General features: G+C 70.1%; 8 protein-coding genes. 4 read left to right on the forward strand and 4 right to left on the reverse strand.

Features of this window, described 5'->3' with window-relative positions; genetic code table 11:
* Positions 1-124: 124 nt before the first annotated feature.
* The gene (locus ACN6LB_RS32175; protein WP_356137745.1) at positions 125-712 is read right to left on the reverse strand and encodes a GNAT family N-acetyltransferase; all 588 of its coding nucleotides are present in this window, start codon (positions 710-712) and stop codon (positions 125-127) included.
* A gap of 265 nt (positions 713-977) precedes the next feature.
* Here ACN6LB_RS32175 and secA point away from each other — a divergent pair, with 265 nt between their 5' ends.
* A complete protein-coding gene (secA, locus tag ACN6LB_RS32180) occupies positions 978-3,827 on the forward strand; it encodes a preprotein translocase subunit SecA (protein WP_445028918.1) in 2,850 nt (949 codons plus the stop codon).
* 105 nt (positions 3,828-3,932) lie between these two features.
* Here secA and ACN6LB_RS32185 read toward each other — a convergent pair whose 3' ends face one another.
* Positions 3,933-4,634: an Rv3235 family protein gene (locus ACN6LB_RS32185; protein ID WP_445028919.1), complete on the reverse strand. Its 702-nt coding sequence runs from the start codon at positions 4,632-4,634 to the stop codon at positions 3,933-3,935.
* Positions 4,635-4,968: 334 nt separating this feature from the next.
* Between ACN6LB_RS32185 and ACN6LB_RS32190 the strand changes: the two genes are divergently transcribed.
* Positions 4,969-5,484: a DUF6912 family protein gene (locus ACN6LB_RS32190; RefSeq protein WP_356137752.1), complete on the forward strand. Its 516-nt coding sequence runs from the start codon at positions 4,969-4,971 to the stop codon at positions 5,482-5,484.
* Positions 5,485-5,633: 149 nt separating this feature from the next.
* Positions 5,634-6,302, forward strand: a complete 669-nt coding sequence (locus tag ACN6LB_RS32195) for an HAD family hydrolase (protein WP_445028920.1) — start codon at positions 5,634-5,636, stop codon at positions 6,300-6,302.
* Positions 6,303-6,431: 129 nt separating this feature from the next.
* Here the strand turns inward: ACN6LB_RS32195 and ACN6LB_RS32200 are convergent, their stop codons facing one another.
* On the reverse strand, positions 6,432-6,998 hold the full coding sequence (locus ACN6LB_RS32200) for a DJ-1/PfpI family protein (RefSeq protein WP_356137756.1): 567 nt from the start codon (positions 6,996-6,998) through the stop codon (positions 6,432-6,434).
* Between the two features lie 614 nt (positions 6,999-7,612).
* Between ACN6LB_RS32200 and ACN6LB_RS32205 the strand changes: the two genes are divergently transcribed.
* Entirely contained in the window at positions 7,613-12,568 is a 4,956-nt protein-coding gene (locus ACN6LB_RS32205) for an NAD-glutamate dehydrogenase (protein WP_445028921.1), read from the forward strand.
* Positions 12,569-12,668: 100 nt separating this feature from the next.
* Here the strand turns inward: ACN6LB_RS32205 and ACN6LB_RS32210 are convergent, their stop codons facing one another.
* Entirely contained in the window at positions 12,669-14,390 is a 1,722-nt protein-coding gene (locus ACN6LB_RS32210) for a serine/threonine-protein kinase (protein ID WP_445028939.1), read from the reverse strand.
* Positions 14,391-14,527 lie beyond the last annotated feature (137 nt).

The following is a 14,527-nucleotide window of genomic DNA, read 5'->3' on the forward strand; positions in this document are numbered from 1 at the left end:
CCTTTGGGACTTGGTGGGCGGTGGGGGTGTGCACGCCGGGTTTTCTCGCCCCCTCCGCCCCTCCCCGTCCCGTTCCTGGGGGCTGCGCCCCCCAGACCCCCCTTCGGCCTGGACGGCCTTGTCCTCAAACGCCGGACGGGCTGGGATCTCGCGCCGGCAGGTAGGGCGCCGTGGACGGCAGGCCCAAGTCCGAAGGGAGCAGGGAGCCTACCCAGGCGTCTCTGCGGACGCCCTTGTTGTTGACGGCGGAGCGGAGGGTGCCCTCGATGGTGAAGCCGGCGTGTTCGGCGACGGACCGGGAGCCGGTGTTGCCGACTTCGGCCCGCCATTCGACGCGGTCGACGGACAAGGCCGTGAACGCCCAGCGGGAGGCGGCGACGGCGGCTTCGGTGATGTAGCCGTTGCCGCGGTGCTCCTTGGTGGCCCAGAAACCGATCTCGCCGACGCCGAGGGCGCGCATGGTGATGCTGAGCACGCCCGCCAACTCCCCTTCGGGGAGAAAGACGCCGAACGTGAACGCCGAGCCGTCCGCCCAGCCGTCGGGCACCAGCTGCTCGGTGAACCCCTGGGCGTGCTCGCGCAGATACGGCGAGGGAATCGTGGTCCAGCGCTGGATGTCGGGGTCCTGGGCGGCGTCGTACACGGCGTCGGTGTCGTGCGGGCCCACCGTGCGCAGCAGAAGACGGTCGGTGGTCAGGGTGACGGGGTCCATCGGGCGATTCTGCTCGGGAGAGCGGAAGGGCGCCATCCCTTTGCGGAGGGCGCCGTTTCCTGTCTGTGCGTGAGGGTGTGATTACTTTTCGCAGTGACAACGCGGCACCTTCCGCAACCCCTGCCCGTTGTCCTAGTGGCTGTCACTGGCAGACCTCCCGGCGCGGTGGGGTCCTCGCTTACGATGGCCGTTGCTCAAGCTGTGTTTTGAAACTGTCATTGAAACCCGACCGTCCCAGGCCCGACCGGCAAGGAGACAAACCCCCGTGTCCGTCCTCTCGAAGATCATGCGTGCAGGCGAAGGCAAGATCCTGCGCAAGCTGCACCGCATCGCGGACCAGGTCGCCTCCATCGAAGAGGACTTCGTCGACCTCTCCGACGCCGAGCTGCGGGCCCTCACCGATGAGTACAAGCAGCGGTACGCCGACGGCGAAAGCCTCGACGACCTGCTGCCCGAAGCGTTCGCCACCGTCCGCGAGGCGGCCAAGCGCGTCCTTGGCCAGCGCCACTACGACGTGCAGATGATGGGCGGCGCCGCGCTCCACCTCGGCTACGTCGCCGAGATGAAGACCGGTGAGGGCAAGACACTCGTCGGCACCCTGCCCGCGTATCTGAACGCCCTCTCCGGAGAAGGCGTCCACCTCATCACGGTCAACGACTACCTGGCCGAGCGCGACTCCGAGATGATGGGCCGCGTCCACAAGTTCCTGGGCCTGGAAGTCGGCTGCATCCTCGCCAACATGACGCCGGCCCAGCGCCGCGAGCAGTACGCGTGCGACATCACGTACGGCACGAACAACGAGTTCGGCTTCGACTACCTGCGCGACAACATGGCGTGGGCGCAGGACGAACTGGTGCAGCGCGGCCACAACTTCGCGATCGTCGACGAGGTCGACTCGATCCTCGTCGACGAGGCCCGCACCCCGCTGATCATCTCCGGCCCGGCCGACCAGGCCACCAAGTGGTACGGCGACTTCGCCAAGCTCGTCACGCGCCTGAAGAAGGGCGAGGCGGGCAACACCCTGAAGGGCATCGAGGAGACCGGCGACTACGAGGTCGACGAGAAGAAGCGCACCGTCGCCATCCACGAGCCCGGTGTCGCCAAGGTCGAGGACTGGCTCGGCATCGACAACCTCTACGAGTCGGTCAACACGCCTCTCGTCGGCTACCTGAACAACGCCATCAAGGCCAAGGAACTCTTCAAGAAGGACAAGGACTACGTCGTCATCGACGGCGAAGTCATGATCGTCGACGAGCACACCGGCCGTATCCTCGCCGGCCGCCGCTACAACGAGGGCATGCACCAGGCGATCGAGGCGAAGGAAGGGGTGGACATCAAGGACGAGAACCAGACGCTCGCCACGATCACCCTGCAGAACTTCTTCCGCCTCTACAAGCGCCACGACCGCGAGGGCAAGGAACTGCCCGGCCTCTCCGGCATGACCGGTACGGCGATGACCGAGGCCGCCGAGTTCCACCAGATCTACAAGCTCGGCGTCGTCCCGATCCCGACCAACCGGCCGATGGTCCGCATGGACCAGTCGGACCTGATCTACCGCACCGAGGTCGCGAAGTTCGAGGCGGTCGTCGACGACATCGCCGAGAAGCACGAGAAGGGCCAGCCGATCCTCGTCGGTACGACGTCGGTCGAGAAGTCCGAGTACCTCTCGCAGCAGCTCTCCAAGCGCGGCATCCAGCACGAAGTGCTCAACGCCAAGCAGCACGACCGTGAGGCGACGATCGTCGCCCAGGCCGGCCGCAAGGGCGCCGTGACGGTCGCCACCAACATGGCCGGCCGTGGTACCGACATCAAGCTCGGCGGCAACCCCGACGACCTCGCCGAGGCGGAGCTGCGTCAGCGCGGCCTCGACCCCGAGGAGCACATCGAGGAGTGGGCCGCCGCACTGCCGGCCGCCCTGGAGCGGGCCGAGAAGGCGGTCAAGGCGGAGTTCGAGGAGGTCAAGGAGCTCGGCGGGCTCTACGTCCTCGGCACCGAGCGCCACGAGTCCCGGCGTATCGACAACCAGCTGCGCGGTCGTTCCGGCCGTCAGGGCGACCCGGGTGAGTCCCGCTTCTACCTGTCGCTGGGCGATGACCTGATGCGTCTGTTCAAGGCCCAGATGGTCGAGCGCGTCATGTCGATGGCGAACGTCCCCGACGACGTCCCCATCGAGAACAAGATGGTCACGCGCGCGATCGCGTCGGCCCAGTCGCAGGTCGAGACGCAGAACTTCGAGACCCGCAAGAACGTCCTCAAGTACGACGAGGTCCTCAACCGGCAGCGCGAGGTCATCTACGGCGAGCGCCGCCGCGTCCTGGAGGGTGAGGACCTGCAGGAGCAGATCCAGCACTTCATGGACGACACGATCGACGCCTACATCGCTGCGGAGACCGCCGAGGGCTTCGCCGAGGAGTGGGACCTGGACCGGCTGTGGGGTGCCTTCAAGCAGCTCTACCCGGTGAAGGTCACCGTCGACGAGCTGGAGGAGGCGGCCGGCGACCGCGCCGGTCTGACCGCCGAGTTCATCTCCGAGTCCATCAAGGACGACATCCACGACCAGTACGCGAGCCGTGAGGAGCAGCTCGGCTCCGAGATCATGCGTGAGCTGGAGCGCCGGGTCGTGCTGTCGGTCCTGGACCGCAAGTGGCGCGAGCACCTCTACGAGATGGACTACCTCCAGGAGGGCATCGGCCTGCGCGCGATGGCGCAGAAGGACCCGCTGGTCGAGTACCAGCGCGAGGGCTTCGACATGTTCGGCGCCATGATGGACGGCATCAAGGAGGAGTCCGTCGGCTACCTGTTCAACCTGGAGGTCCAGGTCGAGCAGCAGGTCGAGGAGGTCCCTGTCGAGGACACCGCGCCTTCGCTGGACAAGGAGGACGCCCCCGCCGCAGCCAATGTCGCGGGCGGACGTCCCGAGATCCGCGCCAAGGGCCTCGACGCCCCGCAGCGGCCCGACCGTCTGCACTTCTCCGCGCCGACCGTGGACGGCGAGGGCGGCATCGTCGAGGGCGACTTCACCAGCGACGAGGAGCCCGTGCGCTCCGAGGCGGACGGCCTCACGCGCGCGGAGCGCCGCAAGCAGCAGAAGGGCACGCGCCGCCGCAAGAAGTGACGCGCGCCGCGCATCAGCGGCAGCCGACCGGTTGAGGGCCGGGCACCTTCGGGTGTCCGGCCCTTTGCGTGCGTGCGGACGGCCGGGGGGCCGGAGACGGCGGGCTCAGTCGTCGTCCCCGTGCGGCATGCGAGGGCCGCCCAGCTCCACCGCCGTGCACCGCCAGCGATGGTCGAGGCCCTGCTCCAGGCGGAAGGCCATGGCGCGGAGCTGCTTGCCGGCGCCGATGCGGGCGAACGCCTCGATCGCGCCCGGGCGGGGGACGAAGTAACCGATGTCGCGGACGACCGGGCGGGTGCCGCGGGTGCGCAGGGGGCCGCGTTCGGCGAGCCAGGCCAGTTCGTCGTAGGCGCGGCCCGCGGTGTGGCGGAGCATGCAGTGGACGGGGCGCTGACCGCTCAGCACGGCGAGGAGACGGTCGGCGAAGAGATCGGTGGGGCGGGGCTGCACGGGCCTGAGAGGGGCTTCCACGGGCGCGGAAAGGGCGACGGCACTGTGCGGCGCGCTCGGCGCGCTCGGCGCGTTCTGTGTGTTCCGTGCGTTCTGCGCGGTCCGTGCGGCGGGCCGGTTCCGCGACGCCGCCGCGCTCGGCGCTCCGGGGCTTTCAGGACTTCCCGGTGCCCCAGGCGCCGTACGCCGTGCGGTGTCGCCCGGGGGTGTGGACGGCGGGCTGCCTCCCGGTGTCGTACGCGGGGCGCCGGCGCCCGGTGCGCGGGGAGGGGTGCTGCCGGGGCGGCGGGTGTCGCGGCGGCCCGGCGGGCGGATGCCCGGGTGGCGGTTGGCCGTCCTCGTCATCACCTTGTTCATGCGTCGTCCCCGCTCTGTGCGGCCCGGACCGATACCGGGCAGTAACTTTGTGTTGGGGATCTTGTACGAGGCGTGAGCGGGCCTGTGCAAGGACGTCGGCCGGGCGTCGCGGCGGCCGGGAGGTTCACCTATCAGGGTGGCCGGGCGTCGCGCGGGCCTTGGCGTGACAGGGGCGTACCGGGTGAGTTCCGGGACCGGGGTGGACGCCGTGCGGGGGTAGGGCCCGGGACCCGAAAGGGGACTCCCGCACGTATCCTGAAGGCCCTCCCGGGAGGCGCCGAACGCCCTCCTCGGAGTCCTCCGCGGAGCCTTCCGACTACGAAAGCGGCCAGCCATGCGCGTCTACGTCCCCCTGACCCTCTCCGGTCTCGCCGAGGCGTACAAGACGGGGGAGCTGGGGGCGGCACCGCTCGTCGCGTACGCCGTGACGCCCGCGCTGCGCGAGTGGTACGTCTCCGACGACATCGAGGAACTCGAGTACGCGGCGCTGAACCGGGCCGCCCTGGCCTCGCTGCGGCTGCTCGCGGGCGAGCCGGGGGCCGTGCGACGGCGCGTCGTCGTCGCGGTCGACGTGCCGGACCGGGCCGCGGTCGCCGACCCCGACCGGGGGCTCGACCCCGGGGCGCTCGGTGAGGTGCGGGTCGCCGACCCCGTGCCGCTCGCGAAGGCGGCCGCCGTGCACGTGGACGCGGACGACGCCGAGACGGATGTCGCCGCGGCCGTGGCGGCGCTGGGCGCGGCGGACCACGGGGACGACGACGCGCAGTTCGTCGTGGACGGGGCCGAGGACCACGAGCTGCTGTGGTTCGCCACGCAGGAGATTCCCAACCTGGTCGGGCTGGGGGGCTGAGCGTTCGCCCCGGCGGGGCGCCTGCCCACGACCGGGACGGCGACAGGTGCGACGACCGAGGCCGGGACGACCGTGACAGCCGTGATGGTCACGGAAGCCATGACGGTTGCGGCGACTGGGTTGTCAGTGCGGGCGGGTACTTTCTTGTCATGGGGAAGCACGGAGCAGCGCACATTGTGTGGGACTGGAACGGGACTCTGTTCCACGACAACGCCGCGATCATCGGAGCGACGAACGCGGCGTTCGCCGAGCTGGGCCTTGAGCCGATCACGCTGGAGCGGTACCGGGCGTTGTACTGCGTACCGGTGCCGAAGTTCTACGAGCGGCTGATAGGCCGGCTGCCGACCGATGACGAGTGGGAGGTCATGGACGAGACCTTCCACCGGTACTACGCGCAGCACCGCGCGACGTGCGGGCTCACGGCGGGGGTGCCGACGCTGCTCGCCGAGTGGGCCTCGGCGGGCCGCAGCCAGTCGATCCTCAGCATGTACGTGCACGACGAGCTGGTGCCGCTGGTGCGGGGCTTCGGCATCGAGCCGCATTTCCTGCGGGTCGACGGGCGGACCGGGCCCTCCGGCGGGAGCAAGGCCGAGCACATGGTGCGGCACGTGGGCGCGCTCGGCGGCGTTGTGGAGCCGGCCCGGGTGGTCGTCATAGGTGACGCGGCCGACGACGCGGTGGCCGCCCTGCACGTGGGCGCGCAGGCGGTGCTCTACACCGGTGGCTCCCACAGCCGTGCCAGCCTCGAAGGAGTGGGCGTACCCGTGGTCGACAGCCTGGAGGAGGCCGTCGAGGAGGCGGAGCGGTTGGCGGCATGAAGGCGGCGTGACGTGACGGTGGGGTGACAGGCGCGAGGGAGCGTGCGGCTGTCCTCGTCGGCGGGGCTGCCGGGTGGGGTCGGCGGGTGTTTCGTCGGCCGTAGGTAGGTCCGTCCTCCGCTGCGGGGGTCAGTTCACCGGTGCCTTCGCGCGCAGCACCGTCAGGAACTCGCGCATCCAGTGGGAGTGGTCCGGCCAGGCCCGGGACGAGACGAGCGTGCCGTCGACCACCGCCTCGGCGTCCTGGAACGACGCGCCCGCGGCCAGCATGTCCGGCTCCAGCGCCGGGTACGCCGTGACGCGGCGCCCGCGCAGCCCGTCGACGGCCGCCGTCAGGAGCGGGCCGTGGCAGATCTGGGCGATCGGCTTGTCCGTGTCGAAGAAGGCCTTGAGGATCTTGCGGAGTTCGGGGTCGTTGCGGAGGTACTCGGGGGCGCGGCCGCCGGGGATGACGAGGGCGGCGTACTGGCCGGGCTCGACGTCCGCGAACGCGAGGTCCGCGGGCCAGGTGTAGCCGGGCTTTTCGGTGTACGTGTCGAAGCCGGGTTCGAAGTCGTGGACGACGAACCGCAGCGTCTTGCGGGTGGGGGCGGCGATATGGACGTCGTAGCCCTCCTCGCGCAGGCGTTGGTACGGGTACAGGACTTCGAGGGATTCCGCTGCGTCGCCGGTGACGATCAGGATCTTCGCTGCCATGTCGCTGCGCTCCGCTCGGACGGGGGTGCGCCTCCGGTGGGCGTCATGGGCAACGTGCCTCGGCGGGGAGGTCTTGCCAAGGGGGTCTGCGCGACGGGTCGCGCAGCCCGGCGCTCACGGGGCGGCACGACGGCCCGCGGTCGACCGGCTCCGCCGCCCCCGGCCGCCCCCAAATCTCCCCCACGGCACGTCCTGCCCCCATTCGCCCCTGTGCAGAACGTCAAAGTTCCACCCCCTCTTTTGTACACATACGGCTCATGACGAGGGCCGGGTGAGGAGCGATAGCCTGGGTGGCGTGATCAGCGCGATATCTCGCGGGGGCATCGTCGCCCCTGCCCTGCGCCCGGTGAGCACGGACGACATCCGTGACCGGGCGGTCGCTGGTCTTCGCGGGTGGGACGTGCGGTGCGTACCGGCGTCGCCGAGAGCAGCGTCACAGTCTTCGTGGACGCCGAGAATGGCCGATAACCCCCCGCTCATCTCTCCCTGCGGCATAGCGTCGAACCAGACCGGACACCCCGCGTCTCGGCGTGACGTCAATGCCCATGTCATCAGGGAAGAGACCGAACTTCCTTCTACGTCACGCAACGGCGCGCGACAGGAGCCAGAGGACAATGCAGACCAAGCTGGACGAAGCAAAGGCCGAGCTGCTCGAGAGGGCCGCCCGGGTAGCTGAGAACAGCCCGGTCGGGGGGCACCTACCGACTGGGACGACGGGCGAGGGCACCCCCGACCGGGACACCGTGCTCGCGTTCCTCCAGCGCTACTACCTGCACACCGCCCCGGAGGACCTGACCGACCGCGACCCGGTCGACGTCTTCGGAGCCGCCTTCTCCCACTACCGGCTGGCCGAGATCCGCCCGCAAGGCACGGCCAATGTGCGGGTCCACACGCCGACCGTGGAAGAGAACGGCTGGACGTGCAGCCACTCCGTCGTCGAGGTCGTGACGGACGACATGCCCTTCCTGGTCGACTCCGTCACCAACGAGCTGTCCCGGCAGGGGCGCGGCATTCATGTCGTCATCCATCCGCAGTTCGTCGTACGGCGTGACCTCACCGGCAAGCTGATCGAGGTCCTGGAGGCCCGGCCGACCCCCGGTGATCTTCCGCACGACGCCCATGTCGAGTCCTGGATCCACGTCGAGATCGACCGCGAGACCGACCGCGCCGACCTCAAGCAGATCACCGCCGATCTGCTGCGCGTGCTCTCCGACGCCCGTGAGGCCGTCGAGGACTGGGAGAAGATGCGCGACGCCGCGCTGCGCATCGCCGAGGAGCTGCCCACCGAGCCGACCGCGGACGACCTGCGCGACCAGGATGTCGAAGAGGCCCGTGAGCTGCTGCGCTGGCTGTCGGACGACCACTTCACGTTCCTCGGCTACCGCGAGTACGAGCTGCGCGACGACGACTCGCTGACCGCCGTCCCGGGCACCGGGCTCGGCATCCTGCGCGCCGACCCGCAGCACGCCGGCGAGGACAGCCACCCCGTCAGCCCCTCCTTCGAGCGGCTGCCCGCCGACGCCCGCGCCAAGGCCCGCGAGCACAAGCTCCTCGTCCTGACGAAGGCCAACAGCCGGGCCACCGTGCACCGGCCGAGCTACCTCGACTACGTCGGCGTCAAGAAGTTCGACGCGAACGGCAACGTCGTCGGCGAGCGGCGCTTCCTCGGGCTCTTCTCCTCCGCGGCCTACACCGAGTCCGTGCGCCGGGTGCCCGTCGTCCGCCGCAAGGTCGAGGAAGTCCTCCGCGGCGCCGGGTTCTCACCCAACAGCCACGACGGACGCGACCTGCTCCAGATCCTGGAGACCTACCCCCGCGACGAGCTGTTCCAGACGCCCGCCGACGAACTGCGCTCCATCGTCACCTCCGTGCTCTACCTCCAGGAGCGCCGCCGACTGCGGCTCTACCTGCGCCAGGACGAGTACGGGCGCTACTACTCGGCCCTCGTCTACCTGCCGCGCGACCGCTACACCACCGGCGTACGCCTCAGGATCATCGACATCCTCAAGGAGGAGCTCGACGGCATCAGCGTCGACTTCACCGCCTGGAACACCGAGTCGATCCTCTCCCGGCTGCACTTCGTGGTCCGCGTCCCGCAGGGCACCGAGCTGCCCGAGCTGTCCGACGCCGACAAGGAGCGCATCGAGGCGCGGCTCGTCGAGGCCGCCCGCTCCTGGGCCGACGGCTTCGCGGAGGCGCTGAACGCCGAGTGCGGCGAGGAGCGCGCCGCCGAACTGCTGCGCCGCTACGGCAACGCCATCCCCGAGGGCTACAAGGCCGACCACACCCCGCGCGCCGCGGTCGCCGACCTCGTCCACCTCGAAAAGCTCACCGGCGGCAAGGGCGACACGAGTGGCACCCAGGCCTTCGCGCTCAGCCTCTACGAGCCCGTCGGCGCCGCTCCCGGCGAGCGCCGCTTCAAGATCTACCGCAGGGGCGAGTCCGTCTCCCTGTCCGCCGTCCTGCCGGTGCTCCAGCGGCTCGGCGTCGAGGTCACCGACGAGCGGCCGTACGAACTGCGCTGCTCGGACAGCACGATCGCCTGGATCTACGACTTCGGTCTGCGGCTGCCCAGGCTCCAGAACGGCAACGGCGACTACCTCGCCGACGACGCCCGCGAGCGCTTCCAGCAGGCCTTCTCCGCGACCTGGACCGGGCATGCCGAGAACGACGGCTTCAACGCCCTCGTGCTCAGCGCCGGGCTCAGCTGGCGCCAGGCGATGGTGCTGCGCGCGTACGCCAAGTACCTGCGCCAGGCCGGTTCGACGTTCAGCCAGGACTACATGGAGGACACCCTCCGCAACAACGTCCACACCACCCGGCTGCTCGTCTCCCTCTTCGAGGCGCGGATGTCGCCGGACCGCCAGCGGGCCGGCACGGAACTGACCGACGCCCTCATGGAGGAGCTGGACGCCGCTCTCGACCAGGTCGCGAGCCTGGACGAGGACCGGATCCTGCGGTCCTTCCTGACCGTCATCAAGGCGACCCTGCGCACGAACTTCTTCCAGGAGGCGCTCGGCGGACAGCCGCACGAGTACGTCTCCATGAAGTTCGACCCGCAGGCCATCCCGGAGCTTCCGGCACCCCGGCCCGCGTACGAGATCTGGGTGTACTCGCCGCGCGTCGAAGGCGTCCACCTGCGATTCGGCAAGGTCGCCCGCGGTGGTCTGCGCTGGTCCGACCGGAGGGAGGATTTCCGGACGGAGGTCCTCGGCCTGGTCAAGGCGCAGATGGTCAAGAACACGGTCATCGTGCCGGTCGGCGCGAAGGGCGGCTTCGTCGCCAAGCAGCTGCCGGACCCGTCCGTGGACCGCGACGCGTGGCTCGCCGAGGGCATCCGCAGCTACCGGACCTTCATCTCGGCGCTGCTCGACATCACCGACAACCTGGTCGCCGGCGAGGTCGTGCCGCCCGCCGACGTCGTACGGCACGACGAGGACGACACCTACCTCGTCGTCGCCGCCGACAAGGGCACCGCGACGTTCTCGGACATCGCCAACGAGGTCGCCGAGTCGTACAACTTCTGGCTCGGCGACGCCTTCGCCTCCGGCGGCTCCGCCGGTTACGACCACAAGGGCATGGGCATCACCGCCCGCGGCGCCTGGGAGTCGGTGAAGCGGCACTTCCGGGAGCTGGGCGTGGACACCCAGTCCGAGGACTTCACGGTCGTCGGCGTCGGTGACATGTCCGGTGACGTGTTCGGCAACGGCATGCTGCTCTCCGAGCACATCAGGCTGATCGCCGCCTTCGACCACCGGCACATCTTCATCGACCCGACCCCGGTCGCGGAGACGTCGTACGCCGAGCGCCGCCGCCTCTTCGAGCTGCCGCGCTCCTCGTGGGCCGACTACGACGCCTCGCTGATCTCGTCCGGCGGCGGCATCTTCCCGCGTACCGCCAAGGCGATCCAGATCAACGCCCACATCCGCGAGGCCCTCGGCATCGAGTCGGGCATCGTCAAGATGACCCCGGCCGACCTGATGAAGGCGATCCTCAAGGCGCCGGTCGACCTGCTGTGGAACGGCGGCATCGGTACGTACGTGAAGGCGTCCACCGAGACGCACGCGGACGTCGGCGACAAGGCCAACGACGCCATCCGCGTCGACGGCGCCGACCTCGGGGTCAAGGTCGTGGGCGAGGGCGGCAACCTCGGCCTCACCCAGCTCGGCCGCATCGAGTTCGCGATGCAGGGCGGCAAGATCAACACCGACGCCATCGACAACAGCGCGGGCGTGGACACCTCCGACCACGAGGTGAACATCAAGATCCTGCTCAACGCGGTCGTCGCGGACGGTGACATGACCGTCAAGCAGCGCAACAAGGTGCTCGCCGAGATGACCGACGAGGTCGGCGGCCTGGTCCTGCGCAACAACTACGCGCAGAACGTGGCGATCGCCAACGCGCTGGCCCAGTCCGGCAGCATGCTCCACGCCCAGCAGCGCTTCATGCGCCACCTGGTCAGGGAGGGCCACCTCGACCGGGCCCTGGAGTTCCTGCCCACCGACCGGCAGATCCGCGAGCGGCTCAACTCGGGCCAGGGCCTGACCGGTCCGGAGACGGCCGTCCTCCTCGCGTACACGAAGATCACGGTCGCCGACGAGCTGCTCGCCACGTCACTGCCCGACGACCCCTACCTCCAGGGCCTGCTGCACGCGTACTTCCCGACGGCGGTGCGCGACAGGCTCCGCGAGCAGGTCGACGCGCACGCGCTGCGCCGTGAGATCGTCACGACCGTCCTGGTCAACGACACGGTCAACACGGGCGGTACGAGCTTCCTGCACCGGCTGCGCGAGGAGACGGGGGCGTCCCTGGAGGAGATCGTCCGGGCGCAGACCGCGGCCCGCGCGATCTTCAACTCCAGTGCGGTGTGGGACGCCGTCGAGGCGCTCGACAACGTGGTGGACGCGGCCGTGCAGACCCGCATCCGGCTGCACTCGCGCCGTCTCGTCGAGCGCGGCACGCGCTGGCTGCTCAACAACCGGCCGCAGCCGCTGGAGCTGAGCGGGACGATCACGTTCTTCAAGGACCGGGTCGAGCAGGTCTGGGCCGAGCTGCCCAAGCTGCTGCGCGGCGCGGACCTGGAGTGGTACCAGCAGATCTACGACGAGCTGACGGGCGCCGGCGTCCCGGACGAACTCGCCACGCGCGTGGCCGGGTTCTCCTCCGCCTTCCCGACGCTGGACATCGTCGCGGTCGCCGACCGCGTGGACAAGGAACCGATGGCCGTGGCCGAGGTCTACTACGACCTCGCCGACCGTCTGCGGATCACCCAGCTGATGGACCGCATCATCGAACTCCCGCGCTCCGACCGCTGGCAGTCCATGGCCCGCGCGTCGATCCGTGAGGACCTGTACGCGGCCCACGCGGCGCTCACCTCGGACGTACTGGCCGTCGGCAACGGCACGTCCACGCCCGAGCAGCGCTTCAAGGCGTGGGAGGAGAAGAACGCGGCGATCCTCGGCCGGGCCCGCACCACCCTGGAGGAGATCCAGAGCTCGGACTCCTTCGACCTTGCCAACCTCTCGGTCGCCATGCGGACCATGCGAACGCTGCTGCGCACGCATTCGTAGGTGCTGCGGCCGTTCTCCGGCCTTCGCAGCTGCTACGCCGACGGGGGCGCCCCGGGCCGATCACGGCTCGGGGCGCCCCCGTCCTGGCGTCCTTGCGTTCTCAGTTCGCGATGTTCCAGACGGTGACGGTGCCCGAGAAGTTGGGCAGGTAGTCGGAGTCCGCCGGACGGTCGACCGACGTGATCGTCCACATGGCGAGGTTGCCGTCGCCGGTGACCATGCAGAGGTGGTCGCCCTCGGCGATCGCCTTCTCCTTGTTGATGGACTGGGCGCTCAGCGTCTCGGTGTACGGATTCTGCTCGGCCCCCGCCCGGCATTCCTGGGGCGTGGTGCCCGACGCCTTGCCCATGGGGCGGGTGAACGTGAGCTGGGAGTTGTCGGCGGAGAAGTCGGCGGTGTCGCTGTCCATGTAGTTGGTCGGGTCGACCTTCGGCGCGTCGAGATCGACGTACGTCGAGTCGAGCCCTCCCGCGGGTGCGCGCAGCGTCAGCGCCTTGCCTTCGAAGAGCTTGCTGTACGTGGCGTTCGCGGTCGCCTGGCTCGACGAGCCCGAGGAGCCCGAAGGCGTCGGTGAACTGCCGCCCGCCTGCTGCTCCCTGGACGGGCTCGGAGACGAACTCGCCTGACCTGCCGAGCCCTTGGAGCCGTTCGCCTTGCTGTCCTTGTCCTTGTCCTTGCCCAGTATCCACACCGCCGTGCCCGCGCCCGCCGCGACGGCGAGGACGACGACGGTCGCGATGACCGCCATACGGGCGCCCCGGCGGCGCTTTGGTGCGGCCGATGTCGCCGTGGGAGCCGGCGCAGGGGAGAGGTTGTAGGTCCGGGAGTCGTAGGCCGGGGCGGGTCCGAAGCCGGCGACCGGAGTCGGGGGCGCGGTCGGGGGCCCGGCCGGAGGTGCCGTCGGAGGCGCCGTCGGGGGTGCGGCCGGGGGTGCGGCCGGAGGCGCGGCCGGCATCTGCGGAGCCGTCGGCGGGGGCGGGTTCTGGGCGACCTGCTCACGGCGGGCGATCTCCGCGCCGAGCGGGGCGGGCAGCCAGCCCTGGAAGTCGCTCAGCCCGCGGCCGGCCAACTCCTGGCACAGCGCGGCGAGTTCCTCGGTGCCGATGCGCTCGGCGGGATCCGCGGTGAGACAGCGTTCGAGCAGGGACCGCAACGCGGGGTCGTACGAGGCCAGTTGAGGAGGCCGGTGCGCGGTGTTGGCGATCTGTGCGGCGATGGTGATGGCGCCGCCGTCGCCGTAGGGGTGGCGTCCGGTGGCCGCGACGGCGGCGATCAGGCCGAGCGAGAACACGTCCGTCGCCGGTCCGACCCGCTCGCCGAGGGCGTGCTCGGGCGACATGTACTGCGGGGTGCCGATCAGACCGCCGGACTGGGTGAGCTGGGTGGCGTCGGCGGCGCGGGCGATGCCGAAGTCGATGACGTACGGGCCGCCCGCGCCCAGCAGGATGTTGCTGGGCTTGAGGTCGCGGTGGACGACCCCCGCCGCATGGATCGCGGAGAGCGCGCGGGCCGTGGTGCCGACCAGTTGGAAGACGGCGGCGGGCGGCAGCGGGCCGAACTGCGTCAGCGCGTCGTGCAGCGGGATGCCGGGGATGAACGCCGAGGCCAGCCAGGGCAGTTCACCGCTCGTGTCATGGTCGACGACCGGCACGATGTGGTAGCCCTGCACACGGCGGGCCGCCTGCACCTCCTGCTCGAAACGGCGCCGGAAGTCGTGATCCTGGCCGTACTCGCGGCGGATCACCTTCAGGGCGACCGGCTGCCCGCCGCGGGTGCGCGAGAGGTAGACGGTGCCCATACCGCCCTCGCCGATCCGCGCCAGCAGGTGGTACCCGGCGGTCTCTCTCGGGTCCTGCGGCCCCAGGGGACTGAGGATGTCGCCTGTGCTGGTAGTGATGGGAGCCTCCCCCGTGCGCTGCCTGACTCCTGTGCCGCTCCTGACACTTGAGCGCTCAGAGC

Source organism: Streptomyces sp. SAS_270 (assembly GCF_052543295.1).

Coding starts and splice junctions, on each gene's coding strand:
- ACN6LB_RS32195 (WP_445028920.1), top strand. CDS start 5,634: ATGGGGAAGCACGGAGCAGCGCACATTGTGTGGGACTGGAACGGGACT.
- ACN6LB_RS32175 (WP_356137745.1), bottom strand. CDS start 712: ATGGACCCCGTCACCCTGACCACCGACCGTCTTCTGCTGCGCACGGTG.
- ACN6LB_RS32185 (WP_445028919.1), bottom strand. CDS start 4,634: ATGAACAAGGTGATGACGAGGACGGCCAACCGCCACCCGGGCATCCGC.
- ACN6LB_RS32205 (WP_445028921.1), top strand. CDS start 7,613: ATGCAGACCAAGCTGGACGAAGCAAAGGCCGAGCTGCTCGAGAGGGCC.
- ACN6LB_RS32190 (WP_356137752.1), top strand. CDS start 4,969: ATGCGCGTCTACGTCCCCCTGACCCTCTCCGGTCTCGCCGAGGCGTAC.
- ACN6LB_RS32200 (WP_356137756.1), bottom strand. CDS start 6,998: ATGGCAGCGAAGATCCTGATCGTCACCGGCGACGCAGCGGAATCCCTC.